The organism is Actinacidiphila sp. bgisy145 (genome assembly GCF_057708125.1).
In genome coordinates, this window is the sequence record NZ_JBYIRL010000001.1 from 1 (window position 1) to 15933 (window position 15933).

Sequence of the window (15933 nt, forward strand, 5' to 3'; positions counted from 1 at the left end):
CCCCCCCCCCCCCCCCCCCCCCCCCCCCCCCCCCCCCCCCCCCCCCCCCCTTGGGCCGGTTGGCGTGCGGGCGGGGCGGGCCGCCCGCACTGGTAGAGACCAATTTGTGGGTTGACCCAAAGGTCTGGACCAACCTATTGACGTGTTCGGATCACCGCAGGAACCTGCTGGGACGTTCCCCCCACAGGAGGTCCGACGTGAACCGTCTCAAAGCCCTCGGCACCGGAGTGGCCGCCGCGCTGCTGGCCGCCGCCGGGCTGGGCACCGCGGCTGCCCTCGGCACCGGCGAGGCCAGCGCGGCCCCCACGGCCAGCGCGCTCAGCAGCAGTTGGTACGCCGCCGCGCCCTACCTGATGCCGCTGGACAACAACCCGCCGGACGCCACCGCGATCATGGACGCCAGCGGCCTGAAGGCCTTCCAGCTCGCCTTCATCCTCGCCCCCAGCGGCGGCGGGTGCAGCCCCACCTGGGGCGGCACCAGCCCGGTGTCCTCCGACACCTCGGTCGCGGCCACCATCTCCGCGATCCGCGCCAAGGGCGGCGACGTCTCGGTGTCGATCGGCGGCTACGGCGGCACCAAGCTCGGCCAGGCGTGCTCCGACGCGGCCTCGACCGCGGCCGCCTACCAGCAGGTCGTCGACAAGTACCAGCTCAAGGCGATCGACTTCGACCTGGAGGAGCCGGAGTACGAGAACACCGCGGCCGTCGCCAACGAACTGGGCGCCGCGAAGATCCTCCAGCAGAACAACCCCGGCATCTACCTCTCGGTCACCACCCCGGGCACCTCGGCCGGCACCGGCTGGTTCGGCACCCAGATGCTCGACGAGGCCAAGTCGATCGGCTTCACCCCGAACAACTTCTCGATCATGCCCTTCGACGGCGGCTTCGACAACGGCGCCGCCTCCCAGACCGCGGCCCTGACCGCGTTCAACAGCCTGCTCCAGAGCACCTTCGGCTGGAGCGCCGCGACCGCCTACGCCCACGAGGGCTTCTCCGGCATGAACGGCCGCAGCGACACCGGCGAGTACTTCACCCATGCGGACTTCCAGACCGTGCTGGACTACGCCACCAGCCACGGCATGGGCCGCTTCACCTTCTGGTCGCTCAACCGCGACCGCCAGTGCAGCCCGCCGGACAACAACGGCAGCACCTCCGGCTCGTGCAGCTCGGTCGCCCAGAACTCCTGGGACTTCGCCAAGTACTCCGTGGAGTTCGCCGGCGCGACCCCGCCCACCGGCACGCCCACCGACACCCCGACCACCACCACCCCGCCGGCCGGCGGCAGCTGCGCCGACGTGGCGGCCTGGAGCGCCTCCGCGGTCTACACCGGCGGCGACGAGGTGTCGTACGGCGGCCACAAGTGGCTCGCCCAGTGGTGGACCACCAACGAGCAGCCCGGCACCACCGGCGAGTGGGGCGTCTGGAAGGACGAGGGCTCCTGCTGAGCCGTTAGGGACCGTACACCGACGAGCGGTTCATCTTTAGAAGCACTCATCCGATCACCGTCCGCGCGATAAGGTCGGGCCCGGGGCGCTCAGGCGCCACGGGCCCTTCCTGCTGGGTGCGCGTCTCCGCAGGTGCGCGTATCCGCATCGGTACATGCCGGTGCCAGCCGAGCAAAACGGACCTCGCGTTTCCGGCGATGTGCTTCACTCCGAACAAGTGATCAGTAATCTCGGTCGAGCATCCGGGAGTCTGCCCGATCCGGCCTCTGCCCGCCTGCCGCGTCCGCACTCCCACGACCTGGAGCACCGACCGTGACCGACCGACCGTCCTGGGCCCCGCAGAACATCGACATCACCGTTCCGAGCGTGTCCCGGATCTACGACTACTTCCTGGGCGGCTCGCACAACTTCGAGGTCGACCGGGAAGCGGCCCGGACCGCGCTGAAGGCGCTGCCGGGGATGCCCAAGATCGGCCAGGCCAACCGCGCGGTGATGCGCCGCGCCGTCAACTACGCGCTGGAGCAGGGCATCACCCAGTTCCTCGACATCGGCTCGGGCATACCCACCTTCGGAAACGTGCACGAGGTCGCCCAGGAGACCCACCCCGGCGCCCGCGTCGTCTACGTCGACAACGACCCGGTGGCCGTCACCCACAGCCGCGCGGTGCTCGCCGGGAACCCCGACGCCGACATCGCCGCGGCCGACCTGCGCGACCCGCGCTCCATCCTGGAATCGCCCCAGGTCCGCCGCCTGCTGGACCTGGACCGGCCGGTCGCGCTCATGCTCATCGCGGTGGTGCACTTCCTGTCCGACGACGACCGCCCCGGCGAGATCATCGCCACCCTGCGGGACGCCCTCGCCCCCGGCAGCATCATGGCCATCACCCACGCCACCCCCGCGGAGTCGACCGGCCAGTCCGACGCGCAGCGCGACGTCGCGACGGTCTACCAGCGCACCGCGAGCCCCCTGGTGCACCGCACCGCCGACGAACTGCGCCCGCTCTTCGCCGGGTTCGAGATCGTGGAACCGGGCATCGTGCACCTGCCCCACTGGCGGCCCGACACCCCGCCCGCCGACGACGACGACCCGGTGGTGCTGCTCGGGCTCGCCGGTGTGGGGTTGAAGGCGTGAGCACCAAGGCGGCCGGCGACGCGGCGCGCCGAGCCGGCACCCGGCCGGCCGCCGCCCCCGCGGACGGGTCGGCGGTCGCCGCTCCCGGAACGGCCCCCGACCACGCCCCCGAACCCCCGGCCGCCGCCGGCGCACCGGGCCGGGCCGAACCCGAGGTGCTGGCGCACGCCGACCCCGAGCTGTGCGCCCGGGCCGCGGCCGACGACAGCCTGCGCCGCTTCGCCGCCATCTGGGCCCGCGCGGTCTACCCGCTGACGGCCACCTCCATGACCCGGGCCGAACTGGAGGCGTACCTGCGGCCGTTGGCCCGCGTGCTGCGGGACGCGCTCAGCGCCGACCGGTTCGACCCGCGCACCGCGGTCCCGGTCGGTGCCGCCCTGGTCGACGCGCACTGCACCGACCCCGAGGCGCTGCCCAGCATCCTCGGCGTCATCGACGCCTACCTGGTGCTGTACTGCCCGCCCGGCGGCCTGTCCGCCGACGAGACCCGCGCCCGCTGCTCCCGCCTCCAGCACGCCGTGGCCGTCGGCTTCTCCCAGGCGCTGCGCGAACGCACCCTGCACGAGCAGGAGTCGATCTCCCGCGCCGCACTGGCCGCCCAGGCCGACGCCGAACGCGCGCTGGCCGCCAGCGAGGCCCGCTTCCGCGCGGTCTTCGAAGGCGCCGCCATCGGCATCGGCATCGCCGACCTCGACGGCCGCGTCCTGGAGATCAACGACGCGCTCAGCCGTATGTTCGGCGGTGAACGGCACGTCATGCAGCGCACCGTCCCGGAGTGGACCCACCCGGACAACCCCGCGGTGATCAGCGCCCTCAACGGCGAGATGCTCCGCGGCGAGCGCGACGGCTACCACACCGAGAAGGCGTATCCGCGCGCCGACGGCTCCGTGCTGTGGGGCAACCTCCAGGTCTCCGTGCTCCGCGACAGCGCCGGCGCCCCCCAGTACCAACTGGCCCTGCTGGAGGACATCACCGAGCGCCGCCAACTGCTGCAACGGCTGCGCCACGAGGCCACCCACGACGCGCTGACCGGCCTGCCCAACCGCGCCCTGTTCTTCGAACGGCTCGACCAGGCGCTCGCCGACCAGGACGCGCCCGACGGCGGCGAGGCGGGCGCCGGGCGCCGGATCGGCCTGTGCTACCTGGACCTCGACGGTTTCAAGGCGGTCAACGACAGCCTCGGCCACGCCGTCGGCGACCAGCTGCTGGTCGCCGTCGCCGACCGGCTGCGGAACTGCCTGACCTCGCCCGACCAGCTCGTGGCCCGGATCGGCGGCGACGAGTTCGTCGCCCTGTACACCGACCCGCCCAGCCTCGACGCCGTCACCGACCTGGCCGGCCGCATCCTGGAGGCGTTCGCCACACCCGTCCTCGTCGACGGCCGTGAACTGCCGGTGCACGGCAGCATCGGCATCGTCCTGACCCCGACCGCCGAGCACGCCGCCGCCGACGTGCTGCGCAGCGCCGACATCACCATGTACCGGGCCAAGGAACTGGGCGGCAACCGCTACGAGGTCGCCGACCCCGACGCCGACGCCCGCGCCATCACCCGGCACAGCCTCACCAACCGGCTGCCCGGCGCGCTGGAGCGCGGCGAGTTCTTCGTGGAGTACCAGCCGCTCATCGGGCTCAGCGACGGCGTGGTGCACGGCGCCGAGGCCCTGGTCCGCTGGGGCCACCCGGTGCACGGCGTGATCGGCCCGGACCGCTTCATCCCGCTCGCCGAGAACACCGGGCAGATCGTGCCGCTCGGCCGCTGGGTGCTGGAACAGGCGGTCCGGCAGGCCGAGGTGTGGCAGCGCAACCACCACGGCGCCCGCCCCCCGCGGGTCAACGTCAACCTCTCGCCGATCCAGCTCCACCACCCCGACCTGGTCGCCGAGGTCACCCGGGTGCTGGACGACAGCGGCCTGCCGCCGGACGCGCTGTGCCTGGAGGTCACCGAGAGCGCGCTGATCGGCGCCGACCAGGACGCGCTCAAGCCGCTGCGCCGGATCGCGGACCTCGGTGTCGAGATCGCCCTGGACGACTTCGGCACCGGCTACTCCAACCTCTCCTCGCTGCGCTGGCTGCCGGTCAGCGTGCTCAAGCTCGACCGCGCCTTCACCCGGGGGATGAGCCACCACCCGGCCGACCCGGTCGACCTGAAGATCGTCGAGGGGATCGTCTCCCTCGCGCACGGCCTGGGCCTGTCCGTCACCGTCGAGGGCGTGGAGACCAGCGCCCAGGCCGGCTACCTGCGCGACCTGGGCTGCGACACCGGTCAGGGCTGGTACTACGGCCGTCCCGCGCCGCCCGAGCAGATGGGCACCCTGCTGCTCGCCGACGCGAGCTGACCGCCCGCGCCGGTCAGCTCTGCTCGGTGCCGGTCAGCTCTGCTTGCTGAACGTGCTGGGGGCGCCCACCGACAGGTCGGTGTAGTTCGTCAGCGCCAGCGTCCGGCCGTCGCCGCCGAGGGTGAGGGTGTACACGCGCACCCCGGAGCACACGGTGCCGCTGGACGGGTCGGACGGGGTGCTGGACACCGTCTGGAACTCCAGCGTCGAGCCGTCCTGCCCGGTGTAGCCGAGCGTGTCGACGCAGCCGATGTCGGCGCCGCCGAACAGGTCGGTCACATGGGTGACCTCCTTGCCGACGACACTGCCGCGCGCGCCGCCGGTGAAGGTGATGGTGACCTTGGCCTTCCCGGTGAGCGAGGGCACGCCCGGGCCCACGCCGTACCAGGTGCCGATCCAGGCGGCGGGCAGATCGTCGCCCGAGCTTCCGGAGCCGTCGCCGGTGCCGGACGCGGTGCCTGTGGGGGCGGTGGTGCCAGGGGTCGTGGCGGCGGGGGTCCCGCCGGCGGCGTCGTCGCTCCCGCCGGAGTGCTGCCGCCAGCGGTAGGCCGCGACGGAGCCGGCCACGACCAGGACCACGGCGACCGCGGCCGCCACCGCCACCGTGCCGCCGCGGCGCCCGCGGCCGGGGGCCGCGGCAGGCCCCGAGGAGCCGTGCGGGCCACTGGGCGGCGCATACCCGCGCGGCGGTGCCTGCGGCCCCGGTACGGGCGGCTGAGGGCCCGTCGGAAGGCCCTGGCCCTGGTAGGCGGGGTGGCGGAAGGTCGCGGACTCCGGCCCGTACGGCGTGGTGGCGGCCACCGGGGGCGCGCCGGGCTCGGCGGCCTTCGGGGCGGCCGGCGGATCGGTGTGCGGAGCGGCCGGTGAACCGGCCGGGGGATCAGCTGGGGGAGCGGCCGGGGGAGCCACGGCCAGCGCGGCCCGCATCTCCGCCTCGCGCGCGTCCAGTTCGCCTGCCAGCCCCGGCGGCAGCAGGCCGCCCCACGGCGGCGGCGCGGACATCTGCCCGGCGCCGCCCAGCAGTTCGGCCGCCGCCGGCGCCGCCGGCCGCTCCGCCGGGTCTTTGGCCAGCAGTGCGGACACCGCCGGCAGCAGTTCGGCGGGCACCCCGGTCAGGTCCGGGTCCTCGTGCACCACGCGGTAGAGCAGGGCGGCGGTGGAGACGGTCTCGCCGGGGTGGTGGAAGGGGCCGCGGGCGGTCGCCGCGTAGACCAGCACCGCGCCCAGCGCGAACAGGTCGCCCGGCTCGGCCGAGCCGCCGGACGTGGCCTGCTCCGGCGCCATGTACCCGGGCGAGCCGATCATCGCACCGGTGCTGGTGTGCCGGGTGTCGTCGGCGGCCCGGGCGATCCCGAAGTCGATCAGCAGCGGCCGGGCCCGCGCCAGCAGCACGTTCGACGGCTTCACGTCGCGGTGCGCGAGGCCCGCGCGGTGCACCGCGTGCAGCGCCTCGCACAACTGCGCGCCGAGCGCCACCACGCTCCGCGCGGGCAGCGGGCCGTGCGCCCGTATCCAATCCGCGAGCGACGGCGCGGCCACGTACTCCGTCGCCAGCCACTTCGGGCTCGCCCCCTCGGGGGAGTAGTCGACCACGGCGGCCGTCCACGGCGAGCGCACCCGGTCCGCGTTCCTGATCTCGCGGGCGAACCGCTCGCCGAAGGACGGGTCGAGCCCGAACTCCGCGCGGACCGTCTTCAGCGCCAGCGGCCGCCCCGCGACCGTGCGGGCGAGGTAGACCTGCCCCATGCCGCCCGCGCCCAGCCGGGCGAAGAGCGGATAACCGCCCACCGACCGGGGATCGGACGCCTCCAAGCTCTCCATGCGCAGCAGCGTACGTGGCCTTCCGCTCCGTTCGCGGGTGTCCGACGGGTTCGCCCGCGCGGCCCGGACCGCCCGGGCGCCGAACCAGGGGACGCGGCGGGTCGCCCCCGCGGTTGCGGCCCCCGCAGGCGGCCGGTGGCGGCCGGTGGCGCCCCGTGTCGGCCGGTGTCGCCCGGCGGCACCCGGCGGGTGCACCCCTGCGGCGGGAGGAGCCGTGGCGGTAATTCGCCGGTGACGTCTTCGCCCCCATACGGCATACTCCATGCGCCGGACCCGTTGATCACCCGTTGCCGAGACCCGGCGTGGGAGATCGCGACGGGAACGGGGTAGTTCTCACCGGACGGCTCCACCTCACCCTCGCGCGGGGCCGCCGCCACCCCACAGGGAGGATGTGCCGCCATGCCCCAGCAAGGCCCGCAGCCGGTCGAACGGCAGCTGCCCACCGACGAGGCCCGCCTTCTGCTCGACCTGACCCGGGACCTGGCCCGCCGCGAGATCGCGCCCTCCGCCGCGGCGGAGGAGGAGGCCGGGCACTTCCCGCGGGAGACCATGGCGCTGATCGGCCGCTCCGGGCTGCTCGGCCTGCCCTACCCCGAGGAGTTCGGCGGGGGCGGCCAGCCGTACGAGGTCTACCTCCAGGTGCTGGAGGAGCTGGCGGCCGCGCGTCTGACCGTGGGGCTCGGGGTCAGCGTGCACACCCTGGCCTGCCACGCGGTGGCCGCGTTCGGCAGCAAGCAGCAGCGCACCGACCACCTTCCCGCGATGCTCGGCGGCGAACTGCTGGGCGCCTACTGCCTGTCCGAGCCGACCTCGGGCTCCGACGCGGCGAGCCTGCGCACCCGGGCCGTACGGCACGGCGACTCCTGGACGATCGACGGCACCAAGGCGTGGATCACCCACGGCGGCGTCGCCGACTTCTACACCGTGCTGGCCCGCAGCGGCGGCGAGGGCGCGCACGGCATCTCCGCGTTCCTCGTACCGGGTGACGCGGCCGGGCTGAGCGCGGGGGCGCCCGAGCACAAGATGGGGATGAAGGGCTCGCCGACCGCGCAGCTGCACTTCGACGGGGTCGAGGTGGCCGACGAGCGGCGGATCGGCGAGGAGGGGCAGGGCTTCGCGATCGCGCTCGTCGCGCTCGACGCCGGGCGGCTGGGGATCGCCGCGTGTGCGATCGGCGTGGCGCAGGCCGCGCTCGACGCGGCGGCGGACCACATGGCCCAGCGCCGCCAGTTCGGCCGCCCGATCGCGGACTTCCAGGGGCTGCGGTTCATGCTCGCGGACATGGCCACCCGGGTCGAGGCGGGCCGGGCGCTCTACCTCACCGCGGCCCGGCTGCGCGACGCCGGGCGGGAGTTCAGCGCGCGGGCGGCGATGGCGAAGCTGTTCTGCACGGACACCGCGATGCAGGTCACCACGGACGCGGTGCAGTTGCTCGGGGGGTACGGCTACACCGCGGACTTCCCGGTCGAGCGGTACATGCGCGAGGCGAAGGTGCTCCAGATCGTCGAGGGCACCAACCAGATCCAGCGGATGGTGATCGCACGCCACCTGGTGGGCCCGGAGACCCGCGGCTAGGTACCGGCCGCGGGTGTGTGCGGCTCCTCGCCGTCGGGGGCGCCCACGCGCCCCCTTCCGGCCGCGACGCCCAGCTGCTCAGGCGGCCAGCGGCGGGTGGGCGGCGCGCTGGGCGGGGACGCGGACGGGGCGGGAGCCGGGGCCGCCGACGTGCGAGAAGGGCTGGGTGCGCCAGTCGAGGGGGCGGGCCGGGGCCAGGGGCTCGTGGGCGGGCGCCAGCACGAGCGGCTCGAGGGCTCCGGCCTCGGCCACCGCGCGGCCGGAGCCGGCGCAGACCGTGAGCCCGAAGGGCTGCCAGGGGTTGGGGCACACCGCGTGGGGCGGCAGCAGGGTGTCGTCGCCGGCGACGGCGATCGGCCGACCGCAGTCGGGGCAGGCGAGGCGTACGACGTCGGCGAGGTCGTCGCCGTCCTCGTCGTAGGGCTCCGCGCCGTCGTCGAAGCCGTCCGCCGGGTCGAAGTCGTCGGCGTCGGCGGCGTGGTCATCGCCGGCGGCGGCCTTGTCGGCGGTCGGTGCGGGAGCGAGCGCGAGGTCGCGTTCGTGACCCTCCGCGGCGGTGGACGACGTCCGGGCACTGCGGCTGTGGCGCACAGGGTGACGCATATGGGTTTCCCCCTTGGGTGATGCCCTCCGTTGGGCCGGCCCGGCTTCACGCTCGCGGCCATAGCGAGCACTTCCCGCCGTGCTACGCGGGTAATCGCGCCATGCGGAGCCCTCCGCGCCGTCGCGGTGTGGCCTTCGTCACACTCCCGGAATGGCCGGATGATGCGCCCCCGCGATGCGCCCCTACGCCCCCCGGTGCCCCCGAAAGCCACCCGCACGGCCGCCTTATAGGGTGACCAAAAGGCGGGGACCAGCACGGTTGTGTCGGCAGCGGGCCGGCGGGCGGGAGTGGCACGGCATGCGGACCAACTGGGCGGGCAACCTGACGTTCGGCGCACAGCGCGTGCACCGGCCCACCACGCTCGACGAACTGCGCGCGATCGTCGCCGGCAGCCGCCGCGTCAAGGCGCTCGGCAGCGGCCACTCCTTCAACGCGATCGCCGACACCGACGGCGACCTCGTCGAACTGGCCGCGCTCCCGGCCGAGATGGACATCGACAGCGCCGCCGGCACCGTCCGCGTCGCCGCCGGCGTGCGCTACGCCGAACTCGCCGCGTACCTGCACGCCCACGGCCTGGCCCTGCCCAACATGGCGTCCCTGCCGCACATCTCGGTGGGCGGCTCGGTCGCCACCGGCACCCACGGCTCGGGCGACACCAACGGCTCCCTGGCCACCTCCGTGACCGCGCTGGACCTGCTGACCGCCGGCGGCGACACCCTCCGCCTCAGCCGCGCGCAGGACGGCGACCGCTTCGACGGCGCCGTGGTCTCCCTCGGCGCCCTCGGCATCACCACCCACCTGACGCTGGAGACGGTGCCCGCCTTCGACGTACGCCAGACCGCCCGCACCGGCCTCGCCCTCGCCGACGCGCTCGCCCACTTCGACACCCTCACCGGCGCCGCCTACAGCGTCAGCCTCTTCACCGACTGGCGCGCCCCGCGCTTCACCCAGGTCTGGCTCAAGCGCCTCGACGGCACCCCCGAACCCGACCTGCCGTGGACCGAGCCCGCCCCGGGCTCGCTGCACCCCGTGCCCGGCGTCGACCCGGTGCACTGCACCCCGCAGGACGGCACCCCCGGCCCCTGGTACGAGCGGCTGCCGCACTTCCGCCCCCAGTTCACCCCCAGCAGCGGCGCGGAACTTCAGTCCGAGTACCTGGTGCCCCGCGTCCACGGCACCGCCGCCATCGCCGCGCTCGCCGACCTGCGCGAGACCCTCGCCCCGGTCCTGATGACCTGCGAGGTCCGCACCATCGCCGCCGACCGCCTCTGGCTGAGCCCCGCCTACGGGCACGACACCGTCGGCCTGCACTTCACCTGGCGCCAGGACCCCGCCGCCGTCACCCCCGTCCTGGGCCGCATGGAGGCCGCCCTCGCCCCCTACGGCGCCCGCCCGCACTGGGGCAAGCTCGCCACCACCGACCCCGCGACCGTACGCGGCCTGTACCCCCGGATGGCCGACTTCCAGGCGCTCGTCGCGGAGCTCGACCCCGACGGCACCTTCGGCAACGCCCACCTGCGCCGCTTGCTCGGCCCGTGACCGGCCACCCCGGGCCCGGCCGAGACGTGCCCACGGACCCCGCGGTGCCGGTAAGGTCAACGGCTGTGGAGGAGCTGGACCGGCACATCGTGGAACTGCTCGTCGCCGACGGGCGGATGAGCTACACCGACCTGGGCAAGGCCACCGGCCTGTCCACCTCGGCCGTGCACCAGCGCGTCCGCCGGCTGGAGCAGCGCGGCGTCATCCGCGGCTACGCGGCCGTCATCGACCCCGAAGCGGTCGGCCTGTCGCTGACCGCCTTCATCTCCGTCAAGCCGTTCGACCCCAGCGCACCCGACGACATCGCCGACCGGCTCGCCGAGGTACCCGAGATCGAGGCGTGCCACAGCGTGGCCGGCGACGAGAACTACATCCTCAAGGTGCGCGTCTCCGCCCCCATCGAGCTGGAGCACCTGCTGTCGCGGATACGCTCCCTGGCCGGCGTCTCCACCCGCACCACCGTGGTGCTGTCCACCGCCTACGAATCCAGGCCCCCCCGGATCTGACCGCGCCACCGGCCCGGGCAGACTGGCGGTATGCACCAGCGCCCCGCCGCAGCGGCGACCAAAACCCCCGACCAGCACCCCAGCGACCGCCCCGCAGCCGGCACCGTGCTGCTGCGCGGCGGCTTCGTCTACAGCCCCGCCGACCCCTTCGCGACCGCGATGGTGGTCGACGGCGACACCGTCGCCTGGGTCGGCTCCGAAGGCGCCGCCGACTCCTTCGCCGACGGCGTGGACGAGGTCGTGCACCTCGACGGCGCACTGGTCACCCCCGCCTTCGTCGACGCCCACGTGCACACCACCGCCACCGGCCTCGCCCTGACCGGCCTGGACCTCGGCCCGGCCCGCACCCTCGCCGACGCCCTGGCCCGCACCGCCGCCTACGCCGACGCCCACCCCGGCGACCGGGTGCTGCTCGGCCACGGCTGGGACGACAGCCGCTGGCCCGAGGGCCGCCCGCCCACCCGCGCCGAACTGGACCGGGCCGTGCACGGCCGCCCGCTCTACCTCGCCCGCACCGACGTCCACTCCGCCGCCGTCACCAGCGCCCTGCTCGCCCTCGTGCCCGGCGCCGCCGGCCTGCCCGGACACCATGAGACCGGCCCGGTCACCCGCGACGCCCACCACGCCGCCCGCGCGGCCGCCTACGCCGCCGTGACCCCCGCCCAGCGCGCCGCCGCCCAGCGCGCCGCGCTGCGCCACGCGGCCGCCCGCGGCATCGGCAGCCTCCACGAGTGCGCCGGCCCCGACATCTCCTCGCAGGACGACCTGACCGGCCTGCTCGCCCTCGCCGCGGCCGAACCCGGCCCCCGCGTGCACGGCTACTGGGCCGAGCCCGTGACCGGCCCCGCCGACCTGGACCGGCTGCGCGACCTCGGCGCGCTCGGCGCCGGCGGCGACCTCTTCGTGGACGGCTCCCTCGGCTCCCACACCGCCGCCCTGCACGCCCCCTACGCCGACGCCGACCACCTCGGCGTCACCTACCTCGACGCCGACACCATCGCCCGCCACCTGACCGTGTGCACCCAGGCAGGGGTCCAGGCGGGCTTCCACGCCATCGGGGACGCCGCGCTGGCCGCCGTGGTCGACGGGGTGCGCGCGGCCGCCGCCACGGCCGGCACAGGCCGCGTACGGGCCCTGCGGCACCGCGTGGAGCACGCGGAGCTGATGACCGCCGAGACGATCGCCGCGTTCGCCGAGTTCGGCCTGATCGCCTCCGTGCAGCCCGCGTTCGACGCGACCTGGGGCGGCGACGACGGCATGTACGCCGCCCGGCTCGGCCGCGAGCGCGCCCGCACCCTCAACCCGTACGCCGCGATGACCCGCGCCGGGGTGCCGCTGGTCCTCGGCTCCGACAGCCCCGTCACCCCACTCGACCCGTGGGGCGCCGTCCGCGCGGCCGCCTTCCACCGCACCCCCGGGCACCGCGTCTCCGCCCGCGCGGCCTTCAACGCCCACACCCGCGGCGGCTGGCGGGCCGCCGGCCGCGACGACGCCGGCGTCCTCACCCCCGGCGCCCCGGCCGACTACGCGGTCTGGCAGGTCGGCGACCTGGTCGTGCAGACCCCCGACGAACGCGTCGCCAACTGGTCCACCGACCCCCGTTCCGGCACCCCCGGCCTGCCCGACCTCACCCCGGGCACCCCGCTGCCCACCGCCCTGCGCACCGTCGTCGCCGGCCGTACGGTCCACCACCCGCCGAACGGGTGACCTGCGCTTTCCGGCATGCGCCCGAACGGTGCGCGGTGCCCGCCCCGCGGCGTGTCGCAACCGCCCGGACACCTCGCCACTGACCTGCTGATTTGTCGAAGATCCGCAGGTCACAGCGGTGTTGACAGTGGCTGGTCGGCGGCGGGTAGGTTCGGCCAGGTCCACCACAGGACGTCGGACCGGGGGCTCTCCGCGGTTGCGTCGAACACCGCTGGGTCATGGGGCGCCGCGCCCACCGCGCGCCGCCACTGGCAGCCAGGTCCAGCGTCCGCGGCGCGGAACGCGGGGGGAGTGCCGCCCGATCGGCAGGTGTGACCCGGGAAGGGCCCGGACACCCAGTAGACAACGGCCTCGGTGCCGAGCCGCAGCCAGCGGTTCCCAGGTCGGCCCGAAGGGTGTCCGGGCCCGCTCCCGTTGGGTGCCCCGACCCCCCGGGGTGCCCCGCCCCCTCGTCACGGGACCTTGCGCCCGCCGGGTGGCTTGTCGCGCCGTTCCCCGCGCCCCTGAGTACGTGCGGCTGCTCCGCAGCTCGCCCCACCCGCACCCGACGACGCTGAGCAACCCCGACAGGGGCGCGGGGAACTGCGCGACCAGCCACCCACCGGCCGCAAGGTCCGGGAACCGGCGTGCAGGGGCAGCCCGGGCGGACCCGCACCCATCAACCCCCCAGGAACACGGGGTACCGTCACCTTCGTCAGATGTCCCCACCTGCAGGAAGGCCACGCCTGTGCGCCTGCGTCCGCCGAACGCCCCCGCGGCGCCCGACGGGGTCGCGCCCGACGGGGCCGCGCCCGCCGCCGAAGTGAACGTCGTACCGGTCGCACCGGTCGTACCGGTGACCCGGCGGGCGCGGTGGAAGGCCACGGCCAGGGCCGCCGCCCCCAGGAGCGCGGTCGCCGCGGCGTTCGGCCTGATGATGGCCGCGGCGTTCCCGCCGTACGGGGTGTGGCCGCTGTCCGTGGTGGCGGTGGCCGGCCTCGCGCTGGTGCTCGAGGGCCGCACGGTCCGGCAGGGCGCGTGGCTGGGCTTCGCCTTCGCGTTCCCGTTCTTCCTGTGGCTGCTGGTGTGGCTGCGGTCGGTGATCTGGCTGGCCGTGGTGGGCCTGTCGGCGATCGAGGCGCTGTACCTGGTGCTGATGGCCGCGCTGATGGTGGTGGCGAGGCGGCTGCCGTGGTGGCCGCTGTGGGCGTCGTGCCTGTGGGTGGCGCAGGAACTCGTCCGGGACCGGCTGCCGTTCGGCGGGTTCCCGTGGGGGCGGCTGGCGTTCGCGAACACCGGCTCGCCGTTCACCCCGCTCGCCGCGCTCGGCGGCGCCCCGCTGGTGAGCTTCGCGGTGGCCCTCAGCGGCACCGTGCTGGCCGCCGCGGCCCTGGCCGCCCACCGGGCCTGGCGCGGCCGGGCCGGGCGCCCGTGGGCCCCCGCGGCGGCCGTACGCGGCCTGCTGCCCGCCGCCGGCGCGCTGGTGCTGTCCGCGGCGGTGCTGCTGGCCGGACTGCTGGTGCCGATCCACACCGATGCCGTCGGCCATGTGAAGGTCGCCATCGTGCAGGGCAACGTGCAGCAGCCGGGCATGCACTTCCTCGGCCGCCCGATGAAGATCCTCGACAACCACGTGCAGGCCACCCTCAAGCTCGCCGCGGACATCAAGGCGGGCAAGGTGGCCAAGCCCGACATCGTGCTGTGGCCGGAGAACTCCTCCGACCTGGACCCCTTCACCTACCCGCAGGCGTACGCGAAGATCAGCGAGGCGGTCCAGGCGGTGGGCGTGCCGGTGCTGGTCGGGGCGCTGGTGGACGGCCCGGACAAGGACCACGTGCAGAACGAGGGCATCGTGTGGGACCCGCTCACCGGCCCCGGCGACCACTACACGAAGCAGCACCCGGTGCCCTTCGGCGAGTACGTCCCGTTCCGTAAAGAGTTGACCAAGGTCATTCCGATGCTGAACGAGATCCCGAAGGACTTCTACCCAGGTAAGAGCACCGGAGTGCTCCGGATCGGCCCGGCGAACCTCGGCGACGTGATCTGCTTCGAGGTGGCCTACGACGGAATTGTTCGCGACACAGTGAACGCCGGCGCCCAAGCCATCGTCGTACAGACCAACAACGCAACGTATGGCCGCACCGGCCAGCCCGACCAGCAGCTCGCGATGTCCAAGCTGCGCGCGGTCGAGCACGGCCGGGCCGTGGTCACCGCGGCGACCAGCGGGATCAGCGCGGTGGTCGAGCCGGACGGGACGATCGAGAAACGCAGCAAGGAGTTCACCCAGCAGGTCATCAGCGCCGACATTCCGCTGCGCGACGAGAAGACGGTCGCGGACCGAGTCGGTGCGGCACCTGAGTGGGCACTCGCTATGGTGGGTCTCCTGTCCTGCGCGGCCGCCGTCGCGATCGGCAGGCTGGAGCGCACGCGCATGGCGAAAGGGCAGTCGCAGCAGTGAACGAGGACGGGCAGCGGAGCTTTGACTCCCTCGGCAAGGTCCTGGTCATCATCCCCACCTACAACGAGGCGGAGAACGTCGGGCCGATCGTCAAGCGGGTCCGGGCCTCGGTGCCCGACGCGGACATCCTGATCGCGGACGACAACAGCCCCGACGGGACCGGGAAGCTGGCCGACGAGATGGCCGCCGACGACCCGCAGGTGCACGTGATGCACCGCAAGGGCAAGGAGGGCCTGGGCGCGGCCTACCTCGCCGGGTTCCAGTGGGGCATCGACCACGACTACGGCGTGCTGGTGGAGATGGACGCCGACGGGTCGCACCAGCCGGAGGAACTGCCGCGGCTGCTCACCGCGTTGAAGAGCGCCGACCTGGTGCTCGGCTCGCGCTGGATTCCCGGCGGCCGGGTGGTCAACTGGCCCAAGCACCGCGAGTACCTCTCCCGCGGCGGCAGCACCTACTCGCGGCTGATGCTCGACGTGCCGCTGCGCGACGTCACCGGCGGCTACCGGGCCTTCCGGCGGCAGACCCTGGAGAGCCTGGGCCTGGGCGACATCGCCTCGGCCGGGTACTGCTTCCAGGTCGACCTGGCCTGGCGCGCGGTGAAGGCGGGCTTCCACGTGGTCGAGGTGCCGATCACCTTCGTGGAGCGCGAGCGCGGCGACAGCAAGATGAGCCGCAACATCGTGGCCGAGGCGCTGTGGCGGGTCACCGCCTGGGGTGTGGGCGCCCGCGCCGGCAAGATCACCGGGCGCCGCCCGCTGCCGTAGCCGGCGCCGGGTATGAGCCGGCGGGAGCCAGGGGAAGGGGGCAACCCTGAGCCGGGCTTTACCCG

The 15933-nt window shown here is 74.4% G+C and carries 11 protein-coding genes; 9 read left to right on the plus strand and 2 right to left on the minus strand.

Annotated elements, in window-relative coordinates; translation table 11 throughout:
* Nucleotides 1-197: 197 nt before the first annotated feature.
* From AC3ERT_RS00005 to AC3ERT_RS00015, 3 genes are all read left to right on the plus strand, one after another.
* Nucleotides 198-1445: a chitinase gene (locus AC3ERT_RS00005; RefSeq protein ID WP_435172030.1), complete on the plus strand. Its 1248-nt coding sequence runs from the start codon at nucleotides 198-200 to the stop codon at nucleotides 1443-1445.
* Between the two features lie 312 nt (nucleotides 1446-1757).
* Nucleotides 1758-2576 carry an SAM-dependent methyltransferase gene (locus AC3ERT_RS00010; RefSeq protein WP_435128090.1) on the plus strand — a complete coding sequence of 273 codons (819 nt, stop codon included), beginning with the start codon at nucleotides 1758-1760 and terminating at the stop codon, nucleotides 2574-2576.
* A gap of 155 nt (nucleotides 2577-2731) precedes the next feature.
* Nucleotides 2732-4912, plus strand: coding sequence for a putative bifunctional diguanylate cyclase/phosphodiesterase (locus AC3ERT_RS00015; protein ID WP_335976278.1), 2181 nt, complete (start codon nucleotides 2732-2734; stop codon nucleotides 4910-4912).
* Between the two features lie 33 nt (nucleotides 4913-4945).
* Here AC3ERT_RS00015 and AC3ERT_RS00020 read toward each other — a convergent pair whose 3' ends face one another.
* Nucleotides 4946-6733, minus strand: a complete 1788-nt coding sequence (locus AC3ERT_RS00020; RefSeq protein WP_435172032.1) for a serine/threonine-protein kinase — start codon at nucleotides 6731-6733, stop codon at nucleotides 4946-4948.
* A 399-nt stretch (nucleotides 6734-7132) separates the two neighbouring features.
* Between AC3ERT_RS00020 and AC3ERT_RS00025 the strand changes: the two genes are divergently transcribed.
* Entirely contained in the window at nucleotides 7133-8308 is a 1176-nt protein-coding gene (locus AC3ERT_RS00025; protein WP_435172034.1) for an acyl-CoA dehydrogenase family protein, read from the plus strand.
* Nucleotides 8309-8386: 78 nt separating this feature from the next.
* On the opposite strand, the gene AC3ERT_RS00030 is transcribed toward AC3ERT_RS00025, so the two are convergent.
* The gene (locus AC3ERT_RS00030) at nucleotides 8387-8911 is read right to left on the minus strand and encodes a hypothetical protein (RefSeq protein ID WP_435172035.1); all 525 of its coding nucleotides are present in this window, start codon (nucleotides 8909-8911) and stop codon (nucleotides 8387-8389) included.
* Nucleotides 8912-9209: 298 nt separating this feature from the next.
* Between AC3ERT_RS00030 and AC3ERT_RS00035 the strand changes: the two genes are divergently transcribed.
* The 5 genes from AC3ERT_RS00035 (at nucleotide 9210) to AC3ERT_RS00055 (ending at nucleotide 15868) form a co-directional block, all read left to right on the plus strand.
* Nucleotides 9210-10451 (plus strand): FAD-binding protein, encoded by a 1242-nt coding sequence (locus AC3ERT_RS00035; RefSeq protein ID WP_435172036.1) that lies wholly within the window; start codon nucleotides 9210-9212, stop codon nucleotides 10449-10451.
* 65 nt (nucleotides 10452-10516) lie between these two features.
* Entirely contained in the window at nucleotides 10517-10957 is a 441-nt protein-coding gene (locus AC3ERT_RS00040; protein ID WP_328473841.1) for an Lrp/AsnC family transcriptional regulator, read from the plus strand.
* A 30-nt stretch (nucleotides 10958-10987) separates the two neighbouring features.
* Entirely contained in the window at nucleotides 10988-12664 is a 1677-nt protein-coding gene (locus AC3ERT_RS00045; RefSeq protein WP_435172038.1) for an amidohydrolase, read from the plus strand.
* A gap of 727 nt (nucleotides 12665-13391) precedes the next feature.
* A complete protein-coding gene (gene lnt, locus AC3ERT_RS00050) occupies nucleotides 13392-15101 on the plus strand; it encodes an apolipoprotein N-acyltransferase (protein ID WP_435128077.1) in 1710 nt (569 codons plus the stop codon).
* On the plus strand, nucleotides 15098-15868 hold the full coding sequence (locus AC3ERT_RS00055; RefSeq protein ID WP_435128075.1) for a polyprenol monophosphomannose synthase: 771 nt from the start codon (nucleotides 15098-15100) through the stop codon (nucleotides 15866-15868). The genes lnt and AC3ERT_RS00055 overlap by 4 nt, the downstream gene beginning before the upstream one ends.
* Nucleotides 15869-15933: the final 65 nt, after the last annotated feature.

Bases quoted from the DNA above. Each gene is read 5' to 3' on its own strand.
- AC3ERT_RS00020 (WP_435172032.1), bottom strand. From the start codon at position 6,733: ATGGAGAGCTTGGAGGCGTCCGATCCCCGGTCGGTGGGCGGTTATCCG.
- AC3ERT_RS00035 (WP_435172036.1), top strand. From the start codon at position 9,210: ATGCGGACCAACTGGGCGGGCAACCTGACGTTCGGCGCACAGCGCGTG.
- AC3ERT_RS00045 (WP_435172038.1), top strand. From the start codon at position 10,988: ATGCACCAGCGCCCCGCCGCAGCGGCGACCAAAACCCCCGACCAGCAC.
- AC3ERT_RS00030 (WP_435172035.1), bottom strand. From the start codon at position 8,911: ATGCGTCACCCTGTGCGCCACAGCCGCAGTGCCCGGACGTCGTCCACC.
- AC3ERT_RS00025 (WP_435172034.1), top strand. From the start codon at position 7,133: ATGCCCCAGCAAGGCCCGCAGCCGGTCGAACGGCAGCTGCCCACCGAC.